The organism is Actinoplanes sp. CA-142083, from assembly GCF_050942195.1.
Taxonomy (GTDB): domain Bacteria; phylum Actinomycetota; class Actinomycetes; order Mycobacteriales; family Micromonosporaceae; genus Actinoplanes.
The window spans coordinates 6,814,463-6,830,844 of record NZ_CP192076.1; the positions used below are offsets into that span (position 1 = coordinate 6,814,463).

The window sequence follows — 16,382 nt, forward strand, 5'->3', positions numbered from 1 at the left end:
GAGCGCCCCTGGAACAGCGCTGAATCACCCGTTCAAGGCAGGACCTTCTCCAGGGCGGCCGCGACCGTCGCCGACTCCGCCGCCGTCATCCGCGACGTGAAGTGCCGCCGGATCGACGCGAGGTAGACCGGCGCGGCGGCCCGCAGCCTCGCCCGCCCCGCCTCGGTGATCGTCGCGTACGCGGAGCGGCGGTCCTCCGGGTTGGTCTCGCGGGCGACCAGGCCGGCCTCGGCGAGCTGATCCACCACGCGGCTCGCCCGGGTGCGGCTCACCACCGCCACGTCGCCCAGCTCGCTCATGCTCAGCCGGCGTCCGGCCGCCGAGTTCAGCTCCAGCAGCACGTCGTACCAGGTCAGCGGCAGCCCGCAGGCGGCCTGCAGCTCCCGGTCGATCCGCGGGACCAGGGCCGCGTGCACCCGCAGCAAGGCCGCCCAGGACGCCACGTCGGTGTCGCTCATCACCGCAGGCTACCGAATTCTTGTGCGTGCGCACGCACCAGGGTAAGAATGTGCGTGCGCACGCATTCTTTGAAGGAGTCGCCATGACACTGCTGCACATCGCCGCCTCCCCGCGCGGCGACCGGTCCGAGTCCCGCGCGATCGCCGCCACTTTCCTGGAAACTTTCCGCTCGGTGTCGCCGGACGTGCCGGTCGAGGAGTTCGACCTCTGGGACGGCACGCTGCCCGCCTTCGGACCGCCCGCGGCCGCCGCCAAGATGGCCGTCTTCGCCGGCGAGGAACCCGAGGGCCCGGAGTGGCAGGCCGCCGTGGAAACTTTCCACCGCTTCGACGCCGCCGACACCTACCTGTTCAGCGTCCCGATGTGGAACGCCGGGATCCCGTACATCCTCAAGCAGTTCATCGACGTGGTGAGCCAGCCCGGACTGGTGTTCGGCTTCGACCCGGTCGCGGGCTACAGCGGCTTGCTGAAGGGCAAGCGGGCGGCGGTCATCTACACCAGCGCCGTGTACGGGCCGGGCCGCTCCCCCGCTTTCGGCGCCGACTTCCAGGCGCCCTATCTCGAGGATTGGCTGCGCTGGGCCGGTGTGGACGACATTCGCACCGTGCACTTCCGGCCCAACCTGGCGACGGCGGAGGCGGAGGAGGGCCGGCGGCAGGCCCACGCCGAGGCGCGGGACCTCGCGAAAGGTTTCTGAACCGGTAGCGTTGCCTCGGATGACGGCGAACGAGGCACTCGACAGCGGCAGGCTCGCCTTCCGCCGGCGGGCCTGGGCGGAGGCGTACCGCGATCTCGCGGCGGCCGACCGGCAGTCGCCGCTGGCCGTCGACGACCTGGAGCTGCTGGCCACCGCGGCGTACCTGCTGGGCCGCGACGACGTCAGCACGGGCGTCTGGGAGCGGGCGCACCACGAGACCGCCGCCCGAGGAGAGCACGAACGAGCCGCCCGCTGCGCGTTCTGGCTGGCGTTCGGCCTGCTCAACCGGGGACAGTACGCGCAGACCGCCGGATGGCTCGCCAAGGGCCGCCGCCAGCTCGGCGAAGGCGAAAGCAAGGGCGAAAGCAAGGGCGAAGGCAAGCGCGAGGGCGAGGGCCGCGGCGACTGCGCGGAACGGGGTTACCTGGCCCTGCCCGACGCGATCCAGCACGTCGAGGCGGGTGACTGTCCCCGCGCGATCGCCGAGACCCAGGCGGCGGTCGAGCTGGGCGAACGCTGCGGCGACCCCGACCTGGTCGCCCTCGCCCGATGCGTGCAGGGCCGGGCCCACCTGCGCCAGGGCGACACCGCCTCGGGCATGGCGCTGCTCGACGAGGTGATGGTGACCGTCCTGGCCGACGAGGTCTCCCCCGCGCTGGCCGGAAACCTCTACTGCACGGTCATCGACGGGTGCCAGGAGGTGTTCGACCTGCTCCGGGCCCGGGAGTGGACGGTGGCGCTGACCCAGTGGTGCGAGTCCCAGCCCGACCTGGTGCCGTACCGCGGGCAGTGCCTCGTGCACCGCGCCGAGATCATGCTGCTGCGCGGCGCGTGGGACGAGGCGGCCGAGGCTGCGCGGTCGGCGGCCGAGCACCTGACCCGGCCGCCGCATCCCGCGGCCGGCGCCGCCCTGTACGTGGTCGCCGAGCTGCACCGGCTGCGGGGCGAGTTCGCGGCGGCCGAGGCGGCCTATCGCGAGGCCAACGAGTGGGGCCGGCAACCGCAGCCGGGGCTCGCTCGCCTGCGGCTGTCGCAAGGGCGTCCGGAGGCGGCGCGGGCCGCGATCCAGCGGGCCCTGGGTGAGCTGGCCGACCCGGCGATCCGCCCCGCGCTGCTCGCCGCCGCCGTCGACATCCTGCTCGCGACCGGAGAGGCGGCCGGCGCGGCGCGGGCCGCCGCCGAGCTGTCCGAGGTGGCTTTCCGGCTGGACATGCCGCTGCTGCGGGCGATGGCGGCCGGCGGTGAGGGCGCGACCAGCCACACGCTCACCGCCCTGCGCCGGGCCTGGCAACTGTGGCACGAGCTGGACGCGCCGTACGAGGCGGCTAGCGTCCGGGTCCTGCTGGGGCTGGCCTGCCGGGAGGCCGGCGACGAGGACACCGCGCGGCTCGAGCTCGACGCGGCCGCCGCGGTCTTCGCGCGGCTGGGCGCCGCGCCCGACCTGGCGGCCCTCGCGGAGCTGTCGGGACGGCGCGCGACCGGCGCCGGCGGCCTCACCCCGCGCGAGCTGGAAGTGCTCCGGCTAGTGGCGGCGGGCAAGAGCAACCGGAGCATCGCGGCCGACCTGTTCCTCAGCGAGCGGACAGTCGCCCGGCACGTCAGCAACATCCTCGCCAAGCTCGGCCTGCCGTCCCGTTCGGCCGCCACCGCGTACGCGTACGAGCGGGGGCTCGTCTGACGCCGTACGTATAAATGCCCATCCGGGGTGAGGCCGCGACGCGCATTTCGCCCGACGCGGCGTCCCGGTCTCGCTACCTAGCGTCTTGGGGCATGCGAGACACCTTGATGAGCACGGTACTGACCCCTGAGGACGCCGGATACGAGGCGGCGACCCGGCTGTGGAACGGCCGGATCCGCCGGAGGCCGGCCATGGTGGTGACGCCGGTCGACGCCGCGGGCGTGGCGGCCGCCGTCGCGTTCGCCCGTGAGCAGGGCCTGGCCGTCTCCGTACGCGGCGGCGGGCACAACATCGGGGGCACGGCGCTGGCCGACGGCGGGCTGGCCATCGACATGTCGGCATTCCGGGACGTCACAGTGGATCCCGGCGCGCGGACGGCCACGGTCGGCGCCGGCTGCCGGCTGGCCGACGTGGACCGCGCGACCCAGGAACACGGCTTGGCCACGCCGCTCGGGTTCGTCTCCCGGGTCGGGGTCGCCGGGCTCACCCTGGGCGGCGGGCTGGGCGTGCTGACCCGGCGCTTCGGCTGGACGGTCGACAACCTGCTGGCCGCCGAGGTGGTGACGGCCGACGGCGCCGTACGCCGGATCGGCCGCGACGCCGAGCCCGACCTGTTCTGGGCACTCCGGGGTGCCGGCGCCAACCTCGGGGTGGTCACCAGCTTCACCTATCGCCTGCACCCCGTGGGCCCGGAAGTCTACGGCGGGCTGATCGCCTGGCCGTTCGAGCGGGCCGCGGAAATCATGGACGGCTACCGCGCCATCACGGCCGCGGCGCCCCGGGAGCTCGCGGTCTGGCTCAGCCTGCTGACCGCGCCGCCGGCGCCGTTCGTCCCGCCCGAGTGGCAGGGCCGCAAGCTGTGCGCCATGGCCGTTTGCTACACGGGCGATCCACGCACCGCCGACGATGCGGTCGCGCCGCTGCGGGCCCTGGGCAAGCCGGTCCTCGACCAGCTTTCCCGCACCCAGTACACCGGCATCCAGTCCTATCTGGACGACACCGAGCCGGAGGGCATGCACTACGACTGGCGGTCCGAGTTCCTGGCCGAGCTGTCCGGGGACCTGCTCGGCACGATGCGGGAGCTCTTCGCCGACTGCCCCGCCCCGATGGCCGACATCGGCCTGCTGCACCTGGGCGGCGCGCTCAACGAACGCCCCGCCGACGACGGCGCCGTCGGCAACCGTGACGCGCGCTACGTCGTCGGGGTCAAGGGCATGTGGCCGCCCGGGGAGACGCAGGAGACTCGCTTCCGCGAGTGGGTGGCCGAGGGGGGCGACCGCATCCGGCCGTACGGGCTGGGGCGCACCTACATCAATTTCCAGGGACCCGACGAGTCGGACGCCCGCGTGCGCGCCACGTACGGCGCGAACTACCCGCGTCTGGTCGAGATCAAGCGGCGCTACGACCCGGCCAACATCTTCCGTTCCAACCGCAACATCCGCCCCTGACCCCTACGTCTCGCCGGGCGTTCTCACGACGGCAGCTTGATGGCCTCTCCCATCTGGGGTCCGACCCGCCCGGTGAGGACGTGCCGGGTGGTCAGGGCGTCGCCGACGACCAGGATGTCGCCATCGGCGATCTCGGTCACGTCCCCGACGTAGCGGGCGAACATCGCGTTCCGTGGTCGGCGTCGCCGTGTGCTGCGCTGCGCTGACGCGGCAGCAGGAGGCCGAGCGCGGCGATGACCACGGCGATCCCGGCGGCGGTCAGGAAGACCCGGTCGTAGCCGGAGGCGAGCGTCGCCAGCGCGGCCAGGCCGATCGCGCCGCCCGCCTGCTGGGCGGTGGCCGCGATCCCGCCGACGATGCCGGCCTCGCCCGCGGGGGCGTCGGCGGTGGCGGCCGCCATCAGGGTCGGGAAGACCAGCCCGATTCCGGCCGCGACCAACAGCGAGGGGACGAGCACGCCAGTGGCGTAGCCGGTGCCGGCGCCGGCCTGGGCCAGCCAGGCGAACCCGGCCACGAAGAGGGCGCATCCGGCCAGGATCAGGGGACGGACGCCGAGGCGCGGCAACAGCGGGGCGGCCTGGCGTGCGACCGCCACAAAGGCCAGCGCGGCGGGGGTCTGGCCGAGTCCGGCCTGCAACGCGCTGTAGCCGAGCATCTCCTGGAGGAACAGCGCGGTGAAGTACCACATGGCGATGGCGATGGCTCCGAAGAGGACCAGCAGGAGACCGCCGACCGCCACGCCCCGGATGCGCAGCAGGCGCAGGGGCAGGACCGGCCGGGCGGCGCGCGCCTCGATGAGCACGAACGCGCCCAGCAGGAGCAGACCGGCCACGATCGGCACCACGGCCGGGCGGTCGGTGCTGGACATCACCCCGTAGATCAGGACGGCCAGGCCAGCGGTCCCGCAGATCGCGCCGGGCAGGTCGAGCGGCCCGCGCCGGGCGGGCGCGTGGGCCAGCCGGGTCAGGGCCAGGGCGATCAGCACCGCCCCGATCGGGACGTTGATCAGGAACACCCACCGCCAGGACAGGCCGGTGGTGAGGGCGCCGCCGGCCAGGGCGCCGGCCATGCCGCCCACCCCTCCCGCGGCCGACCAGGCGCCGAACGCCCGGGCGCGCTCGCGTACGCCGGTGAAGTAGATGTTGATCACGACCAGGGTCGCCGGGGCCAGCAGGGCGGCTCCGACGCCCTGAGCGATACGGGCCGCCACCAGGACCGCGGGAGCGGCGGCCAGCCCGGCGGCCAGGCTCGCTCCGGAGAACAGGAGCAGGCCGGCGGTCAGCATCCGGCGGGGGCCGAACAGGTCGGCGGCGCGGCCACCGGCCAGCATGAACCCGGCGAAGGCGAGCAGGTAGCCGTCGACGACCCAGGCCAGGCCGGCGCCGGCGAAGCCGAGGTCGCGGTCGACAGCGGGCAGGGCGACGTTCACGATGGACGCGTCCAGGATGACCATGAACTGGCAGGCGCAGGCCAGCGCCAGGAGGATCCAGGACGAGCGGACCGGTGTGGCGGGCAACGCCTCGCTGGTGGTCATGCGTGGACCGCCGTCCCGGCGAGCATCTCACTGCCGGCACGCAAGAGCATCGCGGTCCGGGCCAGCCGTTGCCCCTGGTAGCGGGCCGCATCAAGGGCCGCGGTCTGCAGATCCTCTCCGGCCGGGCCCGAGACGGCGGTGGTGCCGTACGGGTTGCCGCCGGCGGCGTACACGGCCGGGTCGGTGTAGCCGGGTGGAACAATGACCGCGCCCCAGTGGTAGAAGACGTTGGCCAGCGACAGAAGGGTGGCCTCGCTTCCGCCGTGCCGGTTGTGTGCCGAGGTGAAGGCGGTGGCCGCCTTGTCGGCGAGGGCACCCTCCTGCCACAGCCCGACCGCCTCGTCGATGAAGTGCTTGAGTGGGGCGGCCGGCGTGCCGAACCGCGAGGGGGTGCCGAAGGCGTACGCGTCGGCCCAGGCCAGGTCCTCGACCGCGGCCGGGGGGATGTCGGCGAACGGGGTCTCGGCGACCCGGCGCAGCCGCACCTGGGCGCCGGCCTCGGTGGCGCCCTCGGCGACGGCCCGGGCGAGCGCGTGCACGGATCCGGTGGCGCTGTAGTAGATGACGGCGACGTTCGCGGTCATGGTTTCCTCCTGCGGCATGTCGTAGAGTTAGTTACGCGCATAACGTTATGCGAATAATGTTATGCGCGTAACTAGTTCTGTCAAGGGGGGTTTCTCGTGGACTTCGATCAAGCCGATGGCGTCAACCAGGCGATCCGCCTGCTGAGCCTGCGTCACCGGGCCCGGGCCGCGGAGCTGCTGGCGCCGCTCGGCCTGCACCCGGGCCAGGAGGCCCTCCTGCTCGAGCTGGCCCGCACCGGCCCGATGATCCAGGCGCAGCTCAGCCAGGCGCTCAGCATCGAGCCGCCGAGTGTCACGCTCATGGCCCGCAAGCTCGAAGCCTCCGGCCACCTGCGGCGCACGCCGGCCCCGGTCGACAAGCGCGCCAGCGTCGTGGAGCTGACCGACAGCGGCCGGGCGCTCGCCGACCGGGTCAGGCAGCTGTGGTGCGAACTGGCCGAGGAGACCGTGGCCGGCCTGCCCGCCAGGACCGTGGCCGACCTGCCCGGCGTCCTGACCATGCTCGCCAACAACGTCGACGCCCGCCGTGCTACCCACCGGTCCGCGCGCCGGCCGTGATCAGGGGCCGCGCGCGCGAGCCCCGAGCGAGGAGCACGAGCGCGAGGGCGGCCAGGAGCACCAGTCGCCAGGGCTACGGCCCGGTCACGGTGGAGACCGTCGCCGCGGGCTGCTGAACGACCAGCGGTTCGGCCGCGCCCTGGTCGGGCTGATCGCCGACACCCACCACAACACCGAACTCGCGCACGGCTCAAGGAGGTGCTGTTCGGACCGCGCATCGCGGACGGCTGGTCGCGGCCCGCGACGCCGGGCAGATCAGATCCGACGCGCCCTGCACAGCACCATCGAGCTCGAAACCCTCGTCGACTACGTGCTGCGGGCGCCGGCGCCATCGGCTCGTCCCAGAGAGGCGGTCCGGGCCGGCGCGCGGACGTGCGCACCTTCACCGGCTTGGGGCGATGCTCAACAATGGCGGGCGTGAGCCCTCAGGATCGTCGCCGGATGACCCAGCACGGCGCCGACACCCAGCCACCGCGGGGACAGACCTCACGCCCGAGCGGACGCCTCAAGCAGGGGCTACGCCCAAGGCGGCCACCCGCAACGCCGGCGCCGCGCCCCGACTGGTGGCAACGTGGTGCGGCGATCGGCGGTCTTGTATCGGTACTGCTGGTTGCCGTCGGCCTGTATCTGACCAACAGCTTCAACCGCGACCAGCTGAGCCTGCAACGCAAGACCACTCAAGAGCAGCAGGACCTTGCACTCAAAGGACAGCGCGCGGACCGATTCGTCGCGGCCGTCGACCAGCTCGGTCAGGAGGGCGCCGACAAGCTCGGTGTCCGGCTCGGCGGCATCTACGCCCTGGAAACCTTGATGAAAGACTCGCCCGAGGACGAGGACACCGTCATAGAAGTCCTCTGTGCATTCGTGCGCACGCACACGCCATTTGTGGCACGCTTCCCTCCGGAGACACCCGACTCGCCAGCGGATATCCGAGCGGCGATAACTGTCCTGGGCCGCCGCCATGACCCCGAGAAGCACGCCCGACTCGACCTCACCAGAGCACTGCTCGGACTGCGCAGAGCGAACTTGTCCGCGGCAGACCTGTCCGGCGCGGACCTGACATATGCGGACCTTTCCGGCGCGGACTTGTCGGGCGCAGACCTGTCCAGCGCGATTCTGAACGGCGCGGATCTGACAAATGCGAACCTGAGCGGCGCAAACCTGTCCGGCACGCAGGGATTCGCCACGGATCTGTCCTCCGCGAAATTGCTCCGCGCGAATCTGACCGGCGCCGATATGAAAGAAGCGCACCTGACCGAAGCGGAGATGAACGGCGCAGAGTTGAAGAACGCCAACTTGAGCCACGCGAATCTGAACCTGGCCGACCTGACCGGCGCGCACCTGCACGCCGCGGACCTGACCTACGCGGATCTGGACGGCACGGTCCTGATAGGCGCGGATCTGAAGGCCACCGGCGTGGTCACCGTCCAGGTGGCCTGTTCGCACGTGGACGCATCGACAACTCTGCCGCCCGGAGTGCTGCGTCCCGCCGAGGATGCCCCGGATTCCCCCGACTGCATTCGCAAGTGGGCTGGTCCTCAATACACGCCCCACATCGGCAGGCGGCCCGGTTAGATTCGGAACAACTGCCGCACGGGCATTCGTCCACAGTGGCCGTAGGATGCGTTCATGCGTGCCGCCGTGGTCACCGCCCTGGGTGGGCCGGAAGTCCTGGAAATCGACGAGTTGCCCGATCCCGTGCCCGGTCCCGGCCAAGTGTTGGTGAGGGTCCGCGCGGTCTGTGTACATCCCGCCGACATCGCCGCCCGGGTGGGGCAGATCCCGGGCGGGCCGGTGCAGCCGCCGTTCCTCGTCGGGTGGGACATCGCTGGTGAAGTCGTGGCGGCCGGTGACGGCGTCGCCGACCTGGCCGTGGGCGATCTCGTCGCCGGGATGATCCCGTGGTATCTGACGCGTGGCAAGGTCGGCGGTTACGCCGAGCTGGTGGCGGCGGACGCCGAGTGGCTGGTGCCGCTGCCCGCCGATCTCGACCCGGTCGTGGCGGCGACCGTGCCGCTCAACGCGCTGACCGCACACCGGGCGCTCGACATCCTCGCCCTGCCCGAGGCCACCACCCTGCTCGTCACGGGCGCCAGCGGCGGCGTGGGCGGCTTCATGGCCCAGTTGGCGACGCAGGCCGGGCACACCGTGCTGGCCTCGGCCACGTACGACGACGAGGAGTGGGTGCGCGACCTGGGCGTGGCGACCGTGCTCCCGCGATCGGCCGGCCTGAGCCCGGCGCCGGCCGTTTTCGACGCCGTGCCCATGGGCGAGCCGGCCATCGCGGCGGTCGCCGACGGCGGGGTGCTGGTGAGCACCCGCCCCATCGCGCCGGTCGACCCCGCCCGCGGGGTGCGTCAGGAGCTGACTCTGGTGAGCCTGGACCAGCCGGCGCTGCGCCGGCTCATTGATGCGGTGGCGCAGGGCCGGCTGCGCACCCGGGTGGCGGCGACGTTCCCGCTGGCGGAGGCGGCCGAGGCTCATCGGCGCTTCGAGGCCGGCCACCTCCGCGGCAAGATCGTGCTGATTCCCTAGCGGACCTGGTAGACCGTGATCTCCCCGGCCCGGAAGCGCTCCTCGGCGAACTGGGCCAGGGCGGGGCTGGCGTGCAGGTTCCGCTTCACGCCGCGGGCCGGGTCGGGAATCGTGCCGACCGCGACCAGCCAGCGCACCTGGTGGGCCTGGGTGAAGGCGGCCACGTTCGCCGCGGTGGGGTGGTAGAAGATCTCGTCGTTCGCGGCCAGCAGGGCCGGGTCCCAGAAGGGGCTGCCGGCCAGGGTGTAGTCCCACAGGCCGCCGGAGGCGAAGGCGGGCTCGGTGTAGCTCCAGCCCTCCAGCACCACGTGCCGCTCGGAGTACGCGGACAGCCAGAAGTCGCGGCTGTCGCAGCCGTTCCCGCCGAGGCGGCAATGGCTGTTGGTGGCCACGCGATCGCCGGGGGCGGAGTGGTCCCGCAGCCAGCGCCCGGCCTCGGCCACGCCCGCCGGCATGACGGCGGCGGTCGCGGGATACCGGTTGGCGTGCCCGGCGGTCGCGTCGGGCCAGAGCTCGCGGGCCCCGAGCACGCCGGTGGCGATCGAGGCGGCCAGGAACGGGACCGCCATCACCGCGGCGGTGCGCCGCCGGCCCAGGTGGGTCTGCCGGCCGGCGACGGCCAGCAGCGCCGCCAGGCCGATCAGGACCGCCGTCAGCAGCAGGTAGGGGCCGATCGCGTGCAGCGCCGACCACGTCGCGGGGCCGGGCGGCCGCAGCCGGCCGGCGGTGAACTGCACGGCGATCAGGGCGCCGACGCCGAGCAGGGCCGCGACGGCGAGCAGCCGGCCGAACCAGCGTGGCGCCCGCCCACCGGCCGGGACCAGCGCGCCGAGCCCGACGGCGGAGAGCACGGCCAACAACGGGCTCGACGAGCGGGCGAAGTAGCCCTGGCTCAGGCCGGGGTGCGCGAAGACCCAGGTCGCGCCCGTGCCGGACAGGCCGATGCCGAGCAGCACGTGCACCATTGGGTTCCAGCGGAACGAGCGCCGGGCGAGGGCGGCCAGGCCGGCCCAGCTGATCGCCATGGCGAGCACGGCGGTGGCGGCCAGCGCGAAGAGCGCCGCGAAGTGGTTGGCCGGGCGCGGACCGCCGAAGACCGCCCAGCCCAGGATCGTCCACTTGGGCGTCTGCAGCGGGTCGACGATCATGCCCTGCGCGCCGCCGCTGTAGAGGACCAGCTGGGCGAAGACGAACCAGGCCAGCGTGATGGCCAGCGCGATCGCCTCGGCGCCGAGCTTGCGGGTGCGCAGCAGCCGGACGCCGACGGCCAGCACCAGGCCGCAGAGCAGGATCGGGAGGAACGTCGCCTTGGCGCCGGCCATCGCGCCGGTCAGCACCGCGTACGCGATCCAGGAGACCCGGCGGCGCGAGCCGGCGCCGAGCAGGTCGGCCAGCACGTACAGCGCGGCGGCGCAGAGCAGCGCCGCGTACGTCTGGGTGGGGCTCTGCCAGAAGTGCTCGGTGATGACGCCGTTGTACATCGGCCGGTCGCCCCACGCGTACGGGGAAATCGCCGTGCCGGCCAGCGCGAGCACCACCGCGAGCGCGCCCGCCCACCAGCGGCCCGAGAGGCGGTGTGCGAGCGCCACCAGGACCAGCAGGAACGCCGCGATCATCGGCACCACGAGCAGGCGCAGGATCAGGATCTCGGGCTCGATCCCGGTGATCCAGCTGGCGGCGGCGCCGTGCGGGTAGACGTACCAGTGGTAGCTGAGCCCGACGCCGTCGACCCACGGCACGTCCAGCTTCACGCCGTTCTTGAACAGGCCGACCAGGGCGAACTGGAACGGGAAGTCCAGGATCATGCTGAGCCGGTGCGGGTCGGTCGGCGCGGTCTGGCGGAAGGTCAGCGCCATGGCCCGGCCCATGCAGTAGAGCATCGCGGCCGCGACCGTCCAGGAGACGCCGAGCGGCATCCGCTCGCCGCTGCCCCGCCAGTGCCGGCGCAGCGAGGGCAGCGCCGCGAAGAGGACCAGCGTGAGGATCGGCCAGGCGAGCACGGCGAGCGGCGCGCCGCACGCGCGGGCCAGCAGGTAGACCGGCAGCTCGACGACGAAGCCGGCGACCGTGCCGAACGCCGCGTCCAGCGCCAGCACCCCGGCGCCGCCGCGCACCGCGCGCCAGATCAGCGTCCCGGGCAGGGTGCCGGCCAGCAGCGTGTAGCCGGCGAACTTGAGCAGATCGCCGGCCGGGACGTCGTAGTACAGCAGGCTGGCCGCCGTGCCGGCCACCGCGACCAGGAACGCCGCCCAGCCCGGGGAAAGCCAGTGCCGCGGGCGTGGGGCAACCGGTTGTTCGGAAGCCTCCACGGGCAGTTCGGTGGTGCCGGCCGTCATCGGTGGTTGGCCAGCTCGATCTCTTCCACGGACGGGCTGGTCTCGTCGGCGGTGTCCATCCCGATCAGGTACTGCGGGCGGTTCTGCACGGCCGCGTAGATGCGGCCGATGTACTCACCGAGCAGCCCGAGGCAGATCAGCTGGATGCCGCCGAGCAGCAGCACCGCGACGTACAGCGACGTCCAGCCGGGCACGACCGCGCCGAAGCCCCACGCCACCAGGCCGCTGATCACCAGCGCGAGGCAGAAGAAGAAGCTCAGCAGGCCGAGCCAGGTGGCGATCCGCAGGGGCGTCGCCGAGAAGCTGGTGACGCTGTCCAGGGTCAGCTTGATCATCTTGCTGAGCGGGTACTTGGTCTCGCCCGCCACCCGCTCGGCCCGGACGTAGGTCACCTCGGTCGAGGAGAAGCCGAGCGACGGCACCACCAGGCGGTACACCGGCCGCTGCTCGGGCAGGCCGTTGAGCACGTCCACCACCGCCCGGCTCATCAGCCGGAAGTCGCCGGCCTGGTCGCTCACCCAGGGGCCGACCAGGCGCCGCATCATCCAGTAGTAGATGCCGGCCGTGCGCCGCTTGAAGACGGTGTCGGTGCTGCGGTCGTTGCGCACGCCGTAGACGACGTCGACGCCCTGCTCGCGGGCGGCGGCCATCATGTCGCCGATCGTCTCCGGCGGGTCCTGCAGGTCGGCGTCGATGCTGACGACGTAGTCGCCGCGGGCCGAGCGCAGGCCGGCGGCGAGCGCCGCCTGGTGGCCGGCGTTGCGGCGCAGCGACACCACGCGCAGTTGCGGCCAGTCGGCGCGCAGCTGCAGCAGCCGGGCGACGGTCGCGTCGCGGCTGCCGTCGTCGACCGCGACGACCTCGTACGTGACGCCGAGACGGTCGAGGACCGGCCGCAGGCGCGCGACGAAGTGGTCGACCGCCTCGCGTTCGTTGTACATCGGGGTCACCACGGAGAGGGCCAACGGCGACACCAGGGGCTGCGGCACTGTCATCATTCCTTCTGCACGGCGCACGAGGGAGCAGCTCGGCACCCGGAGCGGCGTTCACTCCGTAGCTGAGCGCCGTTCACCTGTGCCTCGGGCCGGAAGAGTAGCCGAACGGCGGTATCCGGCGCAGCTTGGAGAGAGATGTTCGGGTGACGAACAGGCTCATTCCGGGTGAATAATGCACACAGCGAATAGGCAGGAAGTTGTCGACCTGTCCACAGGCTGCGCACAGAGGATGCTCTCATGATGCAGAGCCCGGCGGCCCGGCCACCACTCTCCCGGCGGACCATCGCCCGGCTGGTCCAGTTGGCCGGCCTGTTCGACATCGTCACCGCGATCGCGCCGCATCGGCACGGCCGCATGGCCGTGGTCGCCGAGTTCATGCCGGCGGCCGGGGTCCTCACCGCCCGCGCCGGCACCGTCGTGGCCGGGATGCTGCTGGTCTACCTCGGGGCCGGCCTGCGCCGCGGCAAGCGGCAGGCCTGGCAGGTGGCGGTGGGGCTGGCGGCGGCGTCGATCGGGCTGCACGTGGCGAAAGGCTTCGACTTCGCGGCAGCGGGGGTCACGGCGGCACTGCTGCTCCTGCTGCTCGCCACCCGCGACCGGTTCACCACGATCGCGGATCCGCGGAGCCGGTGGCGGGCGCTGACCGCCCTGGCCGGCTTCGCCGCGGCGGGGTTCGTGCTCGGTTTCCTCGAGATCGCGATCCGGGCGAACCGGCTGGTCGGCTCGCCGGGCGTGGCCGACTGGGCGAAGGAGGCGGCGCTCGGTCTGATCGGCCTCAACGGGCCGGTCACGTTCCGCTACGACCTCGGCGAGGACGTCGTCACCTACACGACCGGGGCGTGCGGGCTGCTGGCGGCCGGGGTGGCGCTGGTGACCCTGCTGCGGCCGGGCTCGCGCCGGCCGCAGCGTGGTGGCGAGGGCGAGGAGCGCCTGCGTGAGCTGCTTGTCCGGTACGGCGGCGCCGACTCGCTCGGCTATTTCGCGCTCCGCGCCGACAAGTCGCTGATCTGGGCGCCGAACCGGGCCGCCGTGGTGGCCTATCGGGTCGTCAACGGCGTCAGCCTGGCCGCCGGCGATCCGATCGGGCCGGAGTCGGCGTGGCCCGAGGCGATCGGCGCCTGGCTGGCCGATGCCCACCGGCACGGCTGGACGCCGGCGGTGCTGGGCTGCGGGAAGGCGGCCGGGAAGGCGTACAAGAAATGCGGTCTGGATGTTGTTGAACTTGGCGACGAAGCGGTCGTGGAGACCTCGTCTTTCGCGTTGAGCGGCCGGCCGATGCGGGGCGTGCGGCAGGCGGTGAACCGGATGCGGCGCGCGGGCTATCACTGCCGGGCCGCCAGGCAGCGCGATCTTGCGCCGGCCGAGCTGGAAGATGCGATCCGGGCGGCGGAAACTTTCCGGGACGGGCCGGTCGAGCGCGGCTTCTCGATGGCGCTGTCGCGGCTCGGGGACCCGCGTGACGAGGATTGCCTGCTGGTGTTCTGTCACGACGAGCACGGAAAGTTGCGCGGACTGCTGCAGTTCGTGCCGTGGGGAGCGGACGGCCTCTCGCTCGACCTGATGCGCGGCGACCGGACGGCGGACAACGGGCTGACCGAGCTGATGATCGTCTCCGTGCTGGAAGAAGCGCCGGCGCTCGGCGTACGGAAAGTTTCGTTGAATTTCGCGGTTCTGAGATCCGTCTTCGCGCGCGCCGAAGAACTGGGGGCTGGGCCCGTTCTGCGGCTTTGGCACCGTTTGCTCCGAGTGGCGTCGCGGATGTGGCAGATCGAGTCGCTGTACCGCTCGAACGCGAAATATCAGCCTTTGTGGCAGCCGCGGTATCTCTGCTTCCCGGCCGCGCGGGACCTGCCCCGGATAGCCGTCGCGGCGCTGACGGCCGAGGCGTTCCTGCCCGAGCCGCGCCTGCCCCGGATGCGCCGCTCCGCCGATCGGTCCGAGGTGGCGGTGTGAGCCTGACGGGGCTGCCGCTGCTCGTGCTGTCGGCGCTGGCCACGGTGGCGATCGGCACGCTGACGGTGTGGCTGTGGGCGCGCATCGGGGCCGGCGGGCGGTTTGCCGGGGTGCTGCTGTTCGAGGCGCTGATCGTGCTCACCGCCGGGCTGGTGGTCAACCGGCAGGAGCAGTTCTATCCGTCGTGGCCGGCGCTGCGCGGCGACACCGGGACGGCCCTGATCACGTCGCGGGTGCACGCCGGGCGGCTCGACGACCACCTGCCGCCCGGGCCGTTCGCCTGGCGTCCGCCGGAGCTGGCCGCCTGGCGCCTGGCCGCGCCGCCGACCGTCCGCCTGCCGGCCGGCTACCAGGACCGGCCCGATGTCACGTTTCCGGTCGTGCTGGTTTTCGGGGCGGCGCCCGCGCGTACGAAATCTGCTGTGACAGTGACCCTCGCACCCACGTCTCACACCACCGCTACCGCCGTGCGCACGCTGCCGGATGCGCTCCGGCACGACCTGCGGGTGACCGCCACCGGCTGGGACGTGATCGGCGGCGGCGCGCTCGGCGAAACTTTCGTGACCGCCCGCGTCGCGGCGCGCCTACCCTCTCCCGACGACCTGCCGCCCGCGTTGGCGGCCCCGCTGAGGCTGCCGTCGTCATGACCGTTTATCTGGCGCTGACGGCCGTGCTGCTGACCGCCGCTCTGCTCGCCTCCTGCTGGCGCCGCCTGCGCGTGGCGGGGCGCACCGGGCTGGTGCTCGCCTCCGTGCTCAGCGTCGTCACCGCCGCGGCGCTGCAGGTGAACGATCTCGTCCAGGCGTACCCCACCAGCGACCCGCCGGCGCCGGCTTTCGCCACCGCCGGCAGCCAGTTGCTCACCGTCTCGGTGCCGGGCCGGGCAAGTGGTCTGACCCTTCGGATGTACGTCTACCTGCCGGCCGCCTATCGCACCGGCGCCGGCCGTTACCCGGTGATCGAGGCACTGCACGGCTACCCCGGCTCGCCACAGACCTGGCTGCGGCGGCTGAACGTGCAGTCCCACCTCGACCAGGAAATCGCCGCCGGCCGGATGGCGCCGACGGTCGTGCTGTTTCCCTACCAGACGCCGAAGCGGCTGCTCGACACCGAATGCACCAACCTGCGCCACGGCCCGCAGGCGGAAACTTTCCTCACCGTCGACGTTCCCGCGTACGCCCGCACGCACTACCGGGTGCGCACCGGCGCGGCGTCCTGGGGCCTGACCGGGTATTCGGCGGGCGGTTTCTGCTCGACCAACCTGTTGCTGCGGCACCCCACCGAGTACGCCGCGGCCGCCTCGATGTCGGGCTACGCCTCGTCCGGCATCAGGATCGGCGACAGGTCGGAGAAGACCACCAACAATCCCTGGTGGCGCCTGAAGCATCTGCCGCAGCCCGCGGTTTCGCTGTGGCTCGGCTGGGCCGCCGACGACAAGCAATCGAGGCACGATTCCCGTCTTCTGGTCGCGACCTCACGTGCGCCACTTTCGGTGACCACCGCGGTTGTCGCGCACGGCGGGCACAGCGACGCGGTGTGGATCCAGATGGAGCCGCCCGCTTTCGACTGGCTTTCCGCCCACCTCGCGGGGCCGCTGCCGTGAGG

General features: G+C 72.6%; 14 protein-coding genes. 9 read left to right on the plus strand and 5 right to left on the minus strand.

From position 1 onward, the window contains the following. Positions 1-32: 32 nt before the first annotated feature. Positions 33-458, minus strand: a complete 426-nt coding sequence (locus tag ACQPZX_RS31380) for a MarR family winged helix-turn-helix transcriptional regulator (RefSeq protein WP_433363030.1) — start codon at positions 456-458, stop codon at positions 33-35. 83 nt (positions 459-541) lie between these two features. Here ACQPZX_RS31380 and ACQPZX_RS31385 point away from each other — a divergent pair, with 83 nt between their 5' ends. From ACQPZX_RS31385 to ACQPZX_RS31395, 3 genes are all read left to right on the plus strand, one after another. Next, positions 542-1,156: an FMN-dependent NADH-azoreductase gene (locus ACQPZX_RS31385; RefSeq protein WP_433363033.1), complete on the plus strand. Its 615-nt coding sequence runs from the start codon at positions 542-544 to the stop codon at positions 1,154-1,156. Positions 1,157-1,175: 19 nt separating this feature from the next. Further along, complete coding sequence (locus ACQPZX_RS31390; RefSeq protein WP_433363036.1) at positions 1,176-2,834, plus strand: LuxR C-terminal-related transcriptional regulator; 1,659 nt, start codon at positions 1,176-1,178, stop codon at positions 2,832-2,834. 92 nt (positions 2,835-2,926) lie between these two features. Continuing rightward, positions 2,927-4,282: an FAD-binding oxidoreductase gene (locus ACQPZX_RS31395; protein ID WP_433363039.1), complete on the plus strand. Its 1,356-nt coding sequence runs from the start codon at positions 2,927-2,929 to the stop codon at positions 4,280-4,282. A 136-nt stretch (positions 4,283-4,418) separates the two neighbouring features. Here the strand turns inward: ACQPZX_RS31395 and ACQPZX_RS31400 are convergent, their stop codons facing one another. Both ACQPZX_RS31400 and wrbA read right to left on the minus strand, forming a co-directional pair. Next, positions 4,419-5,816, minus strand: coding sequence for an MFS transporter (locus tag ACQPZX_RS31400; protein ID WP_433363042.1), 1,398 nt, complete (start codon positions 5,814-5,816; stop codon positions 4,419-4,421). Then, positions 5,813-6,400 carry an NAD(P)H:quinone oxidoreductase gene (wrbA, locus tag ACQPZX_RS31405; protein ID WP_433363044.1) on the minus strand — a complete coding sequence of 196 codons (588 nt, stop codon included), beginning with the start codon at positions 6,398-6,400 and terminating at the stop codon, positions 5,813-5,815. Before wrbA ends, ACQPZX_RS31400 begins: the two co-directional genes overlap by 4 nt. Before the next feature lie 96 nt (positions 6,401-6,496). On the opposite strand from wrbA, the gene ACQPZX_RS31410 reads away from it, so the two are divergent. The 3 genes from ACQPZX_RS31410 to ACQPZX_RS31420 all read left to right on the plus strand — a co-directional run bounded on the left by ACQPZX_RS31410 (position 6,497) and on the right by ACQPZX_RS31420 (position 9,493). Next, complete coding sequence (locus ACQPZX_RS31410) at positions 6,497-6,958, plus strand: MarR family winged helix-turn-helix transcriptional regulator (protein ID WP_433363047.1); 462 nt, start codon at positions 6,497-6,499, stop codon at positions 6,956-6,958. Between the two features lie 441 nt (positions 6,959-7,399). Further along, positions 7,400-8,533: a pentapeptide repeat-containing protein gene (locus ACQPZX_RS31415; RefSeq protein ID WP_433363050.1), complete on the plus strand. Its 1,134-nt coding sequence runs from the start codon at positions 7,400-7,402 to the stop codon at positions 8,531-8,533. Between the two features lie 54 nt (positions 8,534-8,587). Beyond that, entirely contained in the window at positions 8,588-9,493 is a 906-nt protein-coding gene (locus ACQPZX_RS31420; RefSeq protein ID WP_433363052.1) for an NADP-dependent oxidoreductase, read from the plus strand. Here the strand turns inward: ACQPZX_RS31420 and ACQPZX_RS31425 are convergent. Continuing rightward, a complete protein-coding gene (locus tag ACQPZX_RS31425) occupies positions 9,490-11,829 on the minus strand; it encodes a hypothetical protein (RefSeq protein ID WP_433363055.1) in 2,340 nt (779 codons plus the stop codon). The genes ACQPZX_RS31420 and ACQPZX_RS31425 overlap by 4 nt on opposite strands. Further along, positions 11,826-12,824, minus strand: coding sequence for a glycosyltransferase family 2 protein (locus ACQPZX_RS31430; RefSeq protein ID WP_433363058.1), 999 nt, complete (start codon positions 12,822-12,824; stop codon positions 11,826-11,828). The genes ACQPZX_RS31425 and ACQPZX_RS31430 overlap by 4 nt, the downstream gene beginning before the upstream one ends. 237 nt (positions 12,825-13,061) lie before the next feature. On the opposite strand from ACQPZX_RS31430, the gene ACQPZX_RS31435 reads away from it, so the two are divergent. Genes ACQPZX_RS31435 through ACQPZX_RS31445 form a run of 3 tightly spaced genes read left to right on the plus strand, consistent with a single transcriptional unit; the run spans position 13,062 to position 16,380 of the window. Further along, positions 13,062-14,777 carry a phosphatidylglycerol lysyltransferase domain-containing protein gene (locus ACQPZX_RS31435; RefSeq protein ID WP_433363061.1) on the plus strand — a complete coding sequence of 572 codons (1,716 nt, stop codon included), beginning with the start codon at positions 13,062-13,064 and terminating at the stop codon, positions 14,775-14,777. Beyond that, positions 14,774-15,424, plus strand: a complete 651-nt coding sequence (locus ACQPZX_RS31440) for a hypothetical protein (protein ID WP_433363064.1) — start codon at positions 14,774-14,776, stop codon at positions 15,422-15,424. Before ACQPZX_RS31435 ends, ACQPZX_RS31440 begins: the two co-directional genes overlap by 4 nt. Continuing rightward, positions 15,421-16,380, plus strand: coding sequence for an alpha/beta hydrolase (locus tag ACQPZX_RS31445; RefSeq protein WP_433363067.1), 960 nt, complete (start codon positions 15,421-15,423; stop codon positions 16,378-16,380). Before ACQPZX_RS31440 ends, ACQPZX_RS31445 begins: the two co-directional genes overlap by 4 nt. The last annotated feature ends 2 nt before the right edge of the window (positions 16,381-16,382 follow it).

Bases quoted from the DNA above. Each gene is read 5' to 3' on its own strand.
- ACQPZX_RS31380 (WP_433363030.1), bottom strand. From the start codon at position 458: ATGAGCGACACCGACGTGGCGTCCTGGGCGGCCTTGCTGCGGGTGCAC.
- ACQPZX_RS31385 (WP_433363033.1), top strand. From the start codon at position 542: ATGACACTGCTGCACATCGCCGCCTCCCCGCGCGGCGACCGGTCCGAG.
- ACQPZX_RS31390 (WP_433363036.1), top strand. From the start codon at position 1,176: ATGACGGCGAACGAGGCACTCGACAGCGGCAGGCTCGCCTTCCGCCGG.
- ACQPZX_RS31395 (WP_433363039.1), top strand. From the start codon at position 2,927: ATGCGAGACACCTTGATGAGCACGGTACTGACCCCTGAGGACGCCGGA.
- ACQPZX_RS31400 (WP_433363042.1), bottom strand. From the start codon at position 5,816: ATGACCACCAGCGAGGCGTTGCCCGCCACACCGGTCCGCTCGTCCTGG.
- wrbA (WP_433363044.1), bottom strand. From the start codon at position 6,400: ATGACCGCGAACGTCGCCGTCATCTACTACAGCGCCACCGGATCCGTG.
- ACQPZX_RS31415 (WP_433363050.1), top strand. From the start codon at position 7,400: ATGACCCAGCACGGCGCCGACACCCAGCCACCGCGGGGACAGACCTCA.
- ACQPZX_RS31420 (WP_433363052.1), top strand. From the start codon at position 8,588: ATGCGTGCCGCCGTGGTCACCGCCCTGGGTGGGCCGGAAGTCCTGGAA.
- ACQPZX_RS31425 (WP_433363055.1), bottom strand. From the start codon at position 11,829: ATGACGGCCGGCACCACCGAACTGCCCGTGGAGGCTTCCGAACAACCG.
- ACQPZX_RS31430 (WP_433363058.1), bottom strand. From the start codon at position 12,824: ATGACAGTGCCGCAGCCCCTGGTGTCGCCGTTGGCCCTCTCCGTGGTG.
- ACQPZX_RS31435 (WP_433363061.1), top strand. From the start codon at position 13,062: ATGATGCAGAGCCCGGCGGCCCGGCCACCACTCTCCCGGCGGACCATC.
- ACQPZX_RS31445 (WP_433363067.1), top strand. From the start codon at position 15,421: ATGACCGTTTATCTGGCGCTGACGGCCGTGCTGCTGACCGCCGCTCTG.